Source organism: Pseudoalteromonas sp. DL-6 (assembly GCF_004328665.1).
Taxonomy (GTDB): domain Bacteria; phylum Pseudomonadota; class Gammaproteobacteria; order Enterobacterales; family Alteromonadaceae; genus Pseudoalteromonas.
Map to the genome: position 1 here is coordinate 284,403 of NZ_CP019770.1, position 12,310 is coordinate 296,712.

Sequence of the window (12,310 nt, forward strand, 5' to 3'; positions counted from 1 at the left end):
TGTGCGCTCAATTTTACTTCAGCAATTTAATGGTTATTTATCCACCGGTGGCAATAATCGGTATTATATTAAGGATTTAACTTGGCAAGTAAAACAGGGGGAACACTGGGTATTACTTGGCGGCAATGGCGCCGGTAAATCTGCGCTTGGGGCTACGCTTATTGGTGAAGCCAAGCAACAAAGTGGGCAACGTCATAGTACTTTTAACAATCTACAGTTGGTTTCAAGTGATTTACAAAAGCAGTTATTGAGCGCTAATCGCAAAAGTGATAAACCACAAAAAGTAACCGATATACTCTTTTCTGAACCTGAAATAAATAGCGATTTATGCCAACAGCTAATTACGGCTCTTAATTTTGATGCCTTACTTAATCATAATTTTACCGATTTATCGACCGGTGAAACACGTAAATTATTATTGATTAAAGCACTGTCTGCTAACAGTGATTTAGTTGTGCTTGATGAACCATTTGATGGCTTAGACACTAAATCGTCTGGGCAGTTAAACCGCCTATTAAAGCAACTAAGTACGCACACTTGCTTTGTGTTTGTACTAAACCGTGTTGATGAAATTCCTGCGATTGTTGATCACTTTGCTTATGTGAGCAAGGGTCTTTTACAACATAGCTTAGCAAAACCGTGCGCAGCAAAACGAGCCGATTTGTTTAAGTTACTGCATTTAGAACATACACCTATAACTATTCCAGATTCACCCGAACCCGCTTTTATTTCAAATGTAAACGCGCCACTCGTTAAGCTTACTGATGCGCATGTACGTTATGGTGAACAGACTATTTTTGAGAACTTAAACTGGACAATTAAGCAACACCAACATTGGCAACTTACCGGCAAGAATGGCTCAGGAAAAACCTGTTTATTAAATTTAATCACCGGTGATAACCCTCAGTGCTATAACAATGAGATTGAGGTGTTTGGTTTCAAGCGTGGCACAGGAGAGAGTATTTGGGATATAAAACAGCATATTGGTTATATCTCTAATACCTTGCATTTACAGTATAGAGTGAGTATTTCGGCGCTCAATACTGTTATCTCTGGGTTTTTCGATAGTATTGGTTTATATCAACAAGCCAGTGAGCTACAAATGCGGTTAGCGAAACAGTGGTTGGCACTAATTGGCCTTAGCGATAAAGCTAATTGCGCTTTTACTCAACTATCGTATGGCGATCAGCGCTTATTACTTATTGTACGCGCAATGGTCAAACACCCCGCCTTAGTTATTTTAGATGAGCCATGTTTAGGGCTTGATGAGGCAAATCGTCAACGCGTTTTACTGCTGATAGAAAAGGTGTGTGCGGCAAAAACGAGTACCGTTATTTATGTAAACCATCATGCAGCAGATACCATTAAAGGGATTGAACACACCCTAAAAATGGAAGATTTTAAACCAACTTACTATGAACAGCATACGGCTCATAGTGAGTCGATTATATAAGCTTTTATAACTGAGTCACCGTGAATCCTTGGTCACGCAGTTGTTTAATTAAGCCATGTTGCTCAACTAAATGCAGAGCACCTACAGCTATAAAAATATTGCCTTGTTCAAGTTTTGGGGTGAGCTGAGTGACCCAATTATTATTACGCTCAATTAGCATCACTTGTTCGCTTTGTTGGCCGTATTGGCTGTTATCAAAACTGGTGTGGTAGTAGCTGGTTAGGGTTTTCATATCGCCCTGTTTCCATGCATTTACTAGAGAAATAAAGTAGGTATTAATATCACTGAGTTGTTCAAAGGTTTCTGCCATCATAGCGTTGCTTAATGACTCTAACCCATTAAACATTTGTAGTTGCTGCTCTATGGTTTCAAGCTCTGCAATTTTAATATTATGCTGTTGGGCATAATCTAATATTTGCTTATCAATGCCATTTTTATCTGAATATCCTGCGTTTTGAAACTCAATTTGCATCATGGTTAACATCACAGCCCAAGGTTTAAAGCTTTTGAACATGGCAATATCAATCGACTTTTTAGCAAAGTAGTCTTTCAGGAGTTGATAATTTTCTGTCGACAGCTCGCTCTGTAAAGTGCGGCCATTTGCTAGCAGCATAAACGGCATAGAACGTTGCTGCATTTGTAGTGGAGAGAGTTTACTAATATCCACTTCAACAACCACTTGATTACTGTCATCCAATGCACGAGTTACCTTTTGTGGTAGGCCTTTCATGCTGGCATCACCTACATGCACGGTGCCAAATAAATACGAACTAGCGCCTTGTTTTTCTATTTTGAACAGAGCAGGAGCTGCATAGCCATTCACACTAAATGCTAAAACAACGAACGCCATCAATAAATGACTGATACGCAATGACACTTTCATAAAAAATCCTAACCAAGTTTAAGTTGTTTTATAAATACTAACTTAGTTTACTTTATAGGTAACGTAAAAATGCCAGATTAAAAAACGCTATTGGTACCAATTATTGCTGTAGGCCATGTTGCCATAGTTAGCCAAAGCGCGTGCTTGTTTAATAAGCTGGCTATCATCACTGCTAGCGTGTAATTGTTTATTTTTATAAATATAGCTGGTTGCTGGTTTGTTTGGCTGCAAAATCACGACTTTATCATTGAGCATATATGCAAAGTTTTTATCATATTGCATCATTGCACGTTGCTTGCTTTTAGCCACTGGTTGAGTGAGGTCATGACCAATCATCGGGTGCTCACCGCTGGCGCCAATAAGCGACAGTAAGGTGGCGGGAATATCTAGTTGACTGGCTAATTGATGATCGCGTTTGGGCTTAATGTCTTTACCAAAAATAACTGCAGGAATTTTAAAGTGATCAATCGGTACTAGGCTCGAGCCCATCACCCGCGAGTCATGATCAGCAATAACAATAAAAACCGTATTGTCCCAATAGCTCGACCTTTTCGCTTTTTCGATAAATTTACCCAGCGCATAGTCGGCATACTTAGCGGCGTTATTACGGCTTTGTTTTGGTTGTTCAAACAGGGTTATTTTGTCATCTGGAAATTCATAAGGGCTGTGGTTAGAGCTGCTAAAAATCAAACTAAAAAATGGCTTTTGCTGTTGTTGCAACTTATTCAGTTCTTTATCTGCTTGAGTAAATAAATCTTCGTCGGATGCGCCCCATGAGCCATTAAAATCGATGTTATCGAAGTTTTCACTATCCACAATATCACTAAAGCCATTACCTAAAAAAAAGCTGCGCATATTGTCAAAATGGCTTTCACCACCGTAAATAAATTGAGTTTGGTAATCTTGCTTTGTTAAGAAACTGGCTAAGGTGAAAAAGTCACGTTGTGATTTATCTAGTTTTACAACCGCACGGGAGGGAGTGGGTGTAAAACCGGTTATCACCGCCTCAATACCTCGTACAGAGCGAGTGCCTGTAGCGTATAAGTTGTCAAAGCCCCAACCTTGTTGATAGAGCGCATCTATATTCGGTGTTAAAGGTAAGCCTCCTAAGGTGCCTACATAGCGAGCACCCAAGCTTTCTTGCAGAATAATAACCAGGTTTTTCTTTTTACCTCGGTAGCTTGCCTGATGAAAAGTGCGGGTAGGGGCATTTGGATTATTAAATATTGCTTGAGGGTACTGCGCACTGTGGCGAGTAACTCATCTTGAGGAACCTTACCATAATATGCCTGACTTGATTGCTCATTGGTGAGTTGTTTTAACGCAAATACTACACTATAGAGTGAATTAAGCGTAAGGTCATTCAGCAAGTGGTCGGTCGAAAATGCCACCATAGCGGGGTTTAATGGACGATGCCCTAATGAGTTTCGAGCGCCTAACAGTGTTAGGCTACATATAATAACAGCTAATAGTGATAGTTTTATTGCCCCTAATGAGGAGCGGTTGTGCCATTGCTGAGTAAGAATTTTGTTAGCAAATTTAATAGTGAACACGAGCGCTAAAACAGCAAAGAGGGCTTCGAGTTTGTACCCTGAAAAAATCATTTTAGAGACTTCTTTAGGATATATAAGATATTCAATAAATAGGCGGTTAGGGCGTAAGTCGTATTCGTTAATAAACGTGGGTGTAATAACCTCAAAAAACACTAACATTGCAGCCATTATCACTAAATACCATTTTACGATTCCTCGAATATAAGCGGTTAATTTGAGGGCATGTGCTGCAAGAGTTAGTAATAAAGCGGGGGTTATTATATAGCATAATGTTGCTATATCAATACGCAAACCGCCTACAAAAACAAAGTGCCAGGCGCCTTCGGTAAATACACGATCACTGTGCCACAAACTTAAACCTAATCGCGCAAAAGTTAGCCAGCATAGGGATGCGAAAAAAAATCCCCCTAAAAGCCACAATGGCCCCAGTACTTTTTTACTTTGACTAATTAAGCCCATAAAACAGACCACCAAAGCAAAACAGTAATGAGCATGGCGATAAATACACTGGCAGAGGCGATATCTTTAGCTAGGCCTGATAGTTCATGATATTCGCTACCGATGCGATCAACCACCACTTCGACTGCGGTATTGACCAACTCAGCAAATAACACAAACAATAAGCTGGCAATTAATATTAACTTGCTACTTAAAGTAATTTCTTGCAAGCAGGCAAATACGCCTAGCAAACTAAATAAAACCAACTCTTGCTGAAAAGCAGCTTCAAAGCGGCTCATCCATTTTAAACCATTAAACGTGTGTTTTAGGGTAAAAATAACACGCATTAAGCCTTGGCGTTTTATTACGGTTTTATTATTCATAGGGTGTTTTCGCTATTCTTAGTGCTGCATGCAGCAAGTATGTCTTGTGAGTGTTGGTAGGTTTTTGTATTGATCCCCACCATGGTTAATAAAGTATGAAAAACAGCATCATGTGACAGCAGCTGCGAGTGATTTAAGCTGTTTAAACAAGTAGGAGTAATACCTTGGTTATGTTCATCGGCCCATAAATAAAGCGGCACATGAGTTTGTGTGCTGGGTGCTAATGCGTATGGAAAACCATGTAAATATGCGCCACTTTCACCGAGTGATTCACCATGATCTGAGACATACAAAAATTGCTTGTCTATATCGGTGGGCAGTGCTTTTAATTGCGCTATAACTTGTGCATTAACAAAGTCGCTATAAGCAATGGTGTTGTCGTAGGTATTAATCAGTTGAGCTTGACTGCAGTTTTGAATATCGCTTTGCCCACAGGTTGGAGTAAATTTTTTAAACTTCTCAGGGTAGCGTTTAAAGTAAGTGGGCCCATGGGATCCCATCATATGCAGCACTATCACTGTATTGGCTTGGCTTAAGTTAGCAAGCTTACGTTTTAGCTGGGCAAGAAGCGCTTCATCAAAACAATACTTACCATCGCACAAAGGAGATTTTTTGGTGTCAATATTAATAGTGGGCACTCGCTCACAGACGTTTTTACAGCCGCTATTGTTATCAATCCACAAAACATCTGCGCCCGCTTGTTGCATTAAATCAATTACGTTTTGTTGATTGTCACTTTCTAAACGAGAAAAATTGCTTCGGGTTTGCAATGAAAACATACAGGGTACTGACACCGCCGTGGCGGTACCGCAAGACGATACATTATCAAAATAACTAACCTGATGTGCTTGAGTGTATAGGTTGGTATTACGCGCATAGCCTTGATAAGCAAAGTTATCTGCGCGTGCGGTTTCACCTACTACAATTACAGTTACTTTTGTGGCATTTGATGCGGCTAAAGCAGGTGCTGTATCGATGTTTTTAAATTTAATATCGCTGTAAAGCAGCTGATCAAGTGCATATTTATAGCCACTTGAGAGGTATTGAAATGGAATGATTTCTTTTTTCAATATACGGTTATTTCGACCTGTTGCCGCGTAATCGGCGTAAAAATTTACTACCACTAAAGCAATCAATGCAGCGCATGCCAGTAGCAATTTAATGCGACTGAGTATTTCTTTGTGTGGACGGGCACAGCTTACGTTTATCCGACTTAAAACAAAGACAGGTAAAGCGCCAAAAAGCAGTAAAAAGCCAATAAGTTGCAAGTTTAAATAGCTTAACGCTTCACTAGAGTCTGTCTCTGCTGCGTTTTGTATCATTGAATAATCAAATACCACACCATAGTTTAACGAACCATAGAGCGCGGCACTTGAGAGCATAAGTAGCAAATAGTTGATTGGTTTTAATAACCCGCGAACAGACACCAAAGAAAAAAATATAATTAACAAGCACACAAGTAGTAGCGGCACGGAGAATAGAAATAACCACGAAAATGTGTGTAACGAAGTAATAGCGCTAAACGCACTATGCATAAATGGAATATTAATAATTAAGCCGTAATAGCATGCCATTAAAATAACAAATACATTAGCGCTACAGTTAAAATAAAAGCGTTTTTTAGTGTTTACTTGTGGTTGCTTACTGAGTTTGAAAATTGAATTCATAACAGGTCTCTTTTTAGTCAACGTTGTTATGCTAGGGCGCCATGCTTAAGAAACGCTTAAGAAATCAATTTATTTTATTTTGTTAGCTATAAAATACAGCGGTTTGCTAAAAATTAATCAAACCATAATTCACCATTATAAGAATAGTGAATTTCCTTAACTGAAATGAAGGGATAAAAAATTCACTTGAATGTTATAAATTGGATTTTAAAACCTAAGTTGGCGTGTTTTTATAATTATTTTGGATTGAATTTGGTGTTGACTTAGTGCCCTGAGCGCGGTACTAATATAAAAAGACAGCGAAACACGTGTTTCGTGATTACAGAATATTAAATGGTATTAAATTTTATGCTTAACAACGCACTAAACCTAGTCCTGATTATTATCGTGGTGATTATTCCCGCGAGGGCTTCGTAGTGCTTTAAAAAACTAAGCATTGAAAAGCCCTCCGCACTTAACCGTCCGGGGGGCTTTTTAGTTTTAAGATTAAATTTTAACGGGTTGTCACACAGGAATGAGGATTTACTAATGACAGGCGCAGAACTAACAATTGATTTACTCGCCAAACACGGCGTAGATGAAGTATTTGGCTACCCAGGTGGTGCTATTATGCCCATTTACGATGCGCTGTATGGTGCGCCTGTAAAACATTACCTCACTCGCCATGAACAAGGCGCAGGATTTGCTGCGGTGGGCTATGCACGCAGTACTGGCCGTTTAGGTGTATGTTTAGCAACATCTGGTCCGGGGGCTACTAACTTAATTACCGCGTTGGCTGATGCCATGATGGACTCAGTGCCTTTACTTGCCATCACCGGACAAGTACCGACAGCGGCGATTGGCTCTGATGCCTTTCAAGAAATAGACGTGTTGGGTATGTCGCTTTCATGTACTAAACACAGTTATATGGTTGAGCGAGCAGAAGATTTAGCCGAAATATTACAAGAGGCGATGCATTTAGCGCAAAGCGGTCGACCAGGCCCTGTTTTGGTTGATATCCCCAAAGACATTCAAATGGCGCAGGTGCCTTTTAAACCTTGGTTAGCGGCAGATGAATACTTGCCCCAACTAGACTTAAATCAAGTCGCTATTGCCAACCAATTACTCAGTGAAGCAAAACAGCCTGTTGCTTATGTTGGTGGCGGGGTCCATGCTGCTGGAGCACAAGCGCAGTTAATGCAGTTTTTAAATAAAACGCAAATGCCTGCGGTTTCAACCCTTAAAGCATTAGGCAGTGTGTTACCTGATTACGAATATGATTTAGGTATGTTAGGCATGCATGGCGGTCAAGCAGCTAATTTTGCGGTGCAAGAATGTGATGTATTAGTGTGTATTGGCGCACGCTTTGATGACCGTGTAACGGGCAATTTAGCTAAGTTTGCAGCAAAAGCAAACGTGATTCATTTAGACATAGATGCAGCCGAGGTAGGAAAACGTAAACCCGCAAAAGCGTCATTAATTGCTGATTTAAAAACGTCGCTTCCCGCCCTTGAGTGCGTGGTTACACCAAAAGCGTGGTGCGATCATAGTAAACAAATGAAGGTTAAACACGCGTGGCGCTACGACTACCCTGGTGAAAAAGTATTTGCCCCTTACCTACTTAATCAACTTAGCCTGCGTATGCCAAGCACTAGTGTGGTGTGCTGTGATGTAGGCCAGCACCAAATGTGGGTCGCCCAGCACATGAAGTTTAGCCACCCTTGTAACCACTTAAGCAGTGGTGGTGCAGGCACTATGGGGTTTGGTTTACCTGCCGCCATAGGTGCACAAATCGCGCGTAAAGATGACTTTGTGATCACCGTTTCAGGTGATGGTTCAATCATGATGAACATTCAAGAGCTTGCCACTATTCGTCGTAATAATTTACCAGTAAAAATACTAATACTTGATAACCAACGCTTGGGCATGGTGCGTCAATGGCAGGAGCTATTTTTTGAAGGGCGTTACAGCGAAACTAACTTGTCAGACAACCCTGATTTTGTCCAACTTGCTGCTGTGTTTGGTATTCCTGGACAAACTATTACCCACGCTAACCAAGTAGATGATGCAATTACGGCCTTATTAAAGAGTGATGGGCCTTATATTGTTCATGCTTGTATCGATGATAAAGAAAACGTATGGCCACTTGTTCCACCTGGGGCTGCCAACGATGAAATGATGACGGAGAAAGCACAATGAAACACAACTTAACTATTGCCTTAAAAAGTCAAAGTGTCGCAATCGAGCGCTTTTTACGTGTCGTGCGTCATCGTGGTTTTGATTTAACTCACTTACAGCTCAATATGGACGATGGTCAATATAATATGGCGATGACGGTTGATAGTGATAAACCAATTTACTTGCTTACCAGCCAGTTAAATAAATTGGTTGATGTGAAACATGTGACGCTACAAAACTTACAGCAACAGGCTGTATAAAATAAATTTAACGAATTTTACGAGTAACTGACTATTTGGTTATTCATCAATCTTTAGAATGAGGAATGCCCGCATTAATTGCGGCAAACACTGAGGTAACTATGGCTAAATTAAGAAGTGCAACCACCACTGAAGGGCGTAAACGCGCAGGCGCAAGAGCATTATGGCGTGCAACAGGCATGACAGATACCGACTTTGGTAAGCCAATTATTGCTGTTGTAAACTCATTTACGCAATTTGTACCGGGGCATGTGCATCTTAATCAGCTTAGTGAACTGATGGCTGAAACCATTACTCAGGCCGGTGGTGTACCAAAAGAATTTAATACCATTGCTATCGATGACGGTATTGCCATGGGTCACGGCGGTATGCTTTATTCACTGCCATCGCGCGATTTAATTGCCGACTCGGTAGAGTACATGGTGAACGGCCATTGTGCCGATGCGATGATTTGTATTTCTAACTGCGACAAAATAACCCCTGGGATGATGTTAGCCGCACTGCGTTTAAATATTCCGGTTATTTTTGTATCGGGCGGCCCAATGGAAGCGGGTAAAACTAAATTAGCGAATATCGATATTAAGCTCGATTTGGTTGATGCTATGGTTAAAGGTGCTGATGAATCGGTAAGTGATGCCGACTCAGAGCAGGTTGAACGCTCTGCATGTCCTACTTGTGGGTCGTGTTCAGGGATGTTTACCGCCAACTCTATGAACTGTTTATTAGAAGCAATTGGCCTTGCGCTGCCAGGTAACGGGACCACGCTTGCGACCCATAAAGACCGCAAACAACTGTATGTTGAAGCAGGCGCCCGCATTGTTGATTTATGCCGCGAGTATTACCAAAAAGATAACCAAGACGTACTGCCTCGTGCCATTGCTAATAAAACCGCATTTATGAACTCTATGGTGGTTGATATTGCTATGGGCGGTTCATCAAATACGGTATTGCATTTACTCGCAGCAGCACAAGAAGCCGGTGTTGATTTTGATATGTCACACATTGATGAGCTTTCACGTAAAACCCCGTTTTTATGTAAAGTTGCTCCAGCTACCGCGCAATACCACATTGAAGATGTACACCGCGCTGGTGGCATGATGGCCATAGTACGCGAGCTTGGAAAAGCAGGACTGGTTGATTTATCGGTTAACCATGTTGCTGGTATGACAATGGGTGAGCTGGTTAAAAAATGGGATGCAACTGATCCGAACAACGAAGCCGCGCAAAAGTTTTACCGTGCTGGCCCTGCAGGTATTCGAACTACCAAAGCAATGAGCCAAGATTGCCGTTGGGATGAAGGTGACAACGACCGTGAAAACGGCTGTATCCGCAGTGTTGAACATGCATTTCGTCAAGATGGCGGCCTGGCGGTACTTGCCGGTAACTTAGCGGTTGATGGCTGTATTGTTAAAAGTGCGGGGGTTGTCGATGAAATGCTGCACTTTGAAGGTACTGCGGTTGTGTATGAGTCACAAGATGATTCTGTAGAAGGGATTTTAAATGGCGAGGTAAAAGCCGGCGATGTGGTGGTTATTCGCTACGAAGGGCCTAAAGGCGGCCCTGGTATGCAAGAAATGCTATACCCAACTAGCTATTTAAAATCAAAAGGTTTGGCAGAGCAGTGTGCATTAATTACTGATGGGCGTTTTTCAGGTGGCACGTCGGGTTTATCGATTGGGCATGTATCGCCAGAAGCTGCCAGCTGTGGCGCAATTGCTTATGTTGAAAACGGCGATAAAATTATCATCGATATTGCCACCCGAGAAATTACGCTGGCGTTAAGCGATGAAGAGCTTGAAGCTCGCAAGCAAAAACAACTGGCTCGTGGTAAACAAGCGTATAAACCGCTTAATCGCGATCGTTATGTATCATCTGCGCTTAAAGCGTATGCGCTACTTGCAACTAGTGCCGATAAAGGTGCGGTTCGCGATTTAGCCAAACTGGAGGAGCTTAGCTAGTTATGGTTTCTCAAGAACTCGATTATTTTCGCGCGATTATCCAAGCCAATATGGAGCCTTTAGCCAAGGTGACTGAGGTAAGTGAAATGGCCGAATTGAGTGCACGATTAGGTAATCATGTTTGGTTAAAACGTGAAGATCAGCAGCCCGTGTACTCGTTTAAATTACGCGGCGCTTTTAATAAATTAAATAAGCTGCCAAAAGGCTCGGTTGTGATCACCGCATCTGCAGGTAACCATGCTCAGGGTGTTGCACTAAGTGCCTCATACTTAGGACATAAAGCCACCATTGTTATGCCCGTGACCACACCTGAAATAAAGGTTAATGCGGTAAGAGCATTGGGTGGGGAAGTCGTATTGCATGGCCATCAATTTGATGCCGCAAAAGCGTATGCGCTGGAATTAACTGAGCAGCGAAACGGCGTATTTGTGCCGCCATTTGATGACCCTGATGTGATTGTTGGTCAAGGTACGGTTGCCCGTGAATTAATGCAACAGCTTAACGATTTAGATGTGGTGTTTATTCCTGTTGGCGGCGGCGGCTTGCTGGCAGGTATGGCGGTATACATTAAATCGCTCCGGCCCGATATCAAAGTAATAGGGGTCGAGGCGAATGAAAGCGCCTGCTTAAAAGCTGCTTTAGCAGCAGGCGAGCCGGTAGAGCTCGATCGCGTTGGCAGTTTTGCCGATGGTGTTGCCGTAAAAATAATTGGTAGTGAAACATTCAGACTGGCGCAAAAGTTTTGTGACGAAGTAGTCACCGTATCAGACGATGAAATATGTGCAGCCATGCAAGATATTTTTGTATCAACCCGTGCTATTGCTGAGCCTTCAGGGGCGCTTGCAACTGCAGGGCTTAAAAAATGGAGCCAACAATCAGGATTAAAAGGGTTGAATTTAGCTGCTATTTTATCAGGAGCTAACTTAAATTTTGACCGCTTACGTTATGTGGCTGAGCGCACTGCGCTGGGTGAGAAAAACGAAGCTTTATTGGCAGTGACCATTGATGAAAAGCGCGGTAGTTTTAAACAGTTTTGTGCATCTTTAGGTGGGCGTGCTATTACCGAGTTTAACTATCGTTATGCGGGGCCTGGCGAGGCGCAAATTTTTGTTGGTATTGCACTGCGTCAAGGGTTAGCAGAACTTGAAGAGCTTAAACAAAGTCTAACAGATAACAAATATACCTTTTGCGATTTGTCAGATAACGAATTAGCAAAGCTACATGTACGCTATATGGTTGGTGGTAAAGCCCCAGAGCAGTTACATGAACGCTTACTGCGGTTTGAGTTTCCTGAGTACCCGGGCGCATTAGCGCGCTTTTTAGATACGCTGGGTAGTAACTGGAATATTACTTTATTTCACTATCGTAATCATGGTGGGTCAACGGGTAATGTATTGGCAGGTTTTGCGATTGAACCAAGCCAGTATGAGATGTTTAATGAGCACTTAAATCGGCTTGGTTACAGTGTTCAAGATGAAACTCACAACCCTTGTTTTACTCAGTTTTTAACTACCCAACCTCAAGCAGAAAAACTTGAAAAGCTCGCGCTAGCATAATT

The 12,310-nt window shown here is 41.8% G+C and carries 8 protein-coding genes and 1 pseudogene; 5 read left to right on the plus strand and 4 right to left on the minus strand.

The genetic code is table 11. The features are described 5' to 3' along the window. Window position 1: 1 nt before the first annotated feature. Window positions 2–1,453 carry an ATP-binding cassette domain-containing protein gene (locus B1F84_RS01320; protein ID WP_131690344.1) on the plus strand — a complete coding sequence of 484 codons (1,452 nt, stop codon included), beginning with the start codon at window positions 2–4 and terminating at the stop codon, window positions 1,451–1,453. Window positions 1,454–1,457: 4 nt separating this feature from the next. Here B1F84_RS01320 and B1F84_RS01325 read toward each other — a convergent pair whose 3' ends face one another. The 4 genes and pseudogenes from B1F84_RS01325 to B1F84_RS01340 all read right to left on the minus strand — a co-directional run bounded on the left by B1F84_RS01325 (window position 1,458) and on the right by B1F84_RS01340 (window position 6,377). Further along, complete coding sequence (locus B1F84_RS01325) at window positions 1,458–2,336, minus strand: TraB/GumN family protein (protein WP_131690345.1); 879 nt, start codon at window positions 2,334–2,336, stop codon at window positions 1,458–1,460. Window positions 2,337–2,423: 87 nt separating this feature from the next. Then, a pseudogene (locus B1F84_RS01330) lies at window positions 2,424–4,348 on the minus strand (LTA synthase family protein). Further along, a complete protein-coding gene (locus B1F84_RS01335) occupies window positions 4,339–4,710 on the minus strand; it encodes a diacylglycerol kinase (RefSeq protein ID WP_131690346.1) in 372 nt (123 codons plus the stop codon). The pseudogene B1F84_RS01330 and the gene B1F84_RS01335 overlap by 10 nt, the downstream one beginning before the upstream one ends. Beyond that, window positions 4,707–6,377 (minus strand): phosphoethanolamine--lipid A transferase, encoded by a 1,671-nt coding sequence (locus B1F84_RS01340; protein ID WP_131690347.1) that lies wholly within the window; start codon window positions 6,375–6,377, stop codon window positions 4,707–4,709. Before B1F84_RS01340 ends, B1F84_RS01335 begins: the two co-directional genes overlap by 4 nt. Before the next feature lie 528 nt (window positions 6,378–6,905). On the opposite strand from B1F84_RS01340, the gene ilvG reads away from it, so the two are divergent. The 4 genes from ilvG to ilvA all read left to right on the plus strand — a co-directional run bounded on the left by ilvG (window position 6,906) and on the right by ilvA (window position 12,308). Further along, complete coding sequence (gene ilvG / locus B1F84_RS01345) at window positions 6,906–8,555, plus strand: acetolactate synthase 2 catalytic subunit (RefSeq protein ID WP_131690348.1); 1,650 nt, start codon at window positions 6,906–6,908, stop codon at window positions 8,553–8,555. After that, window positions 8,552–8,794 (plus strand): acetolactate synthase 2 small subunit, encoded by a 243-nt coding sequence (gene ilvM / locus B1F84_RS01350; protein ID WP_076918840.1) that lies wholly within the window; start codon window positions 8,552–8,554, stop codon window positions 8,792–8,794. The genes ilvG and ilvM overlap by 4 nt, the downstream gene beginning before the upstream one ends. A gap of 101 nt (window positions 8,795–8,895) precedes the next feature. Beyond that, window positions 8,896–10,752, plus strand: a complete 1,857-nt coding sequence (gene ilvD / locus B1F84_RS01355) for a dihydroxy-acid dehydratase (RefSeq protein ID WP_131691887.1) — start codon at window positions 8,896–8,898, stop codon at window positions 10,750–10,752. A 2-nt stretch (window positions 10,753–10,754) separates the two neighbouring features. Next, window positions 10,755–12,308: a threonine ammonia-lyase, biosynthetic gene (ilvA, locus tag B1F84_RS01360; protein ID WP_008112742.1), complete on the plus strand. Its 1,554-nt coding sequence runs from the start codon at window positions 10,755–10,757 to the stop codon at window positions 12,306–12,308. The last annotated feature ends 2 nt before the right edge of the window (window positions 12,309–12,310 follow it).

Coding starts and splice junctions, on each gene's coding strand:
- B1F84_RS01325 (WP_131690345.1), bottom strand. CDS start 2,336: ATGAAAGTGTCATTGCGTATCAGTCATTTATTGATGGCGTTCGTTGTT.
- ilvM (WP_076918840.1), top strand. CDS start 8,552: ATGAAACACAACTTAACTATTGCCTTAAAAAGTCAAAGTGTCGCAATC.
- B1F84_RS01335 (WP_131690346.1), bottom strand. CDS start 4,710: ATGAATAATAAAACCGTAATAAAACGCCAAGGCTTAATGCGTGTTATT.
- ilvA (WP_008112742.1), top strand. CDS start 10,755: ATGGTTTCTCAAGAACTCGATTATTTTCGCGCGATTATCCAAGCCAAT.
- ilvD (WP_131691887.1), top strand. CDS start 8,896: ATGGCTAAATTAAGAAGTGCAACCACCACTGAAGGGCGTAAACGCGCA.
- B1F84_RS01340 (WP_131690347.1), bottom strand. CDS start 6,377: ATGAATTCAATTTTCAAACTCAGTAAGCAACCACAAGTAAACACTAAA.
- ilvG (WP_131690348.1), top strand. CDS start 6,906: ATGACAGGCGCAGAACTAACAATTGATTTACTCGCCAAACACGGCGTA.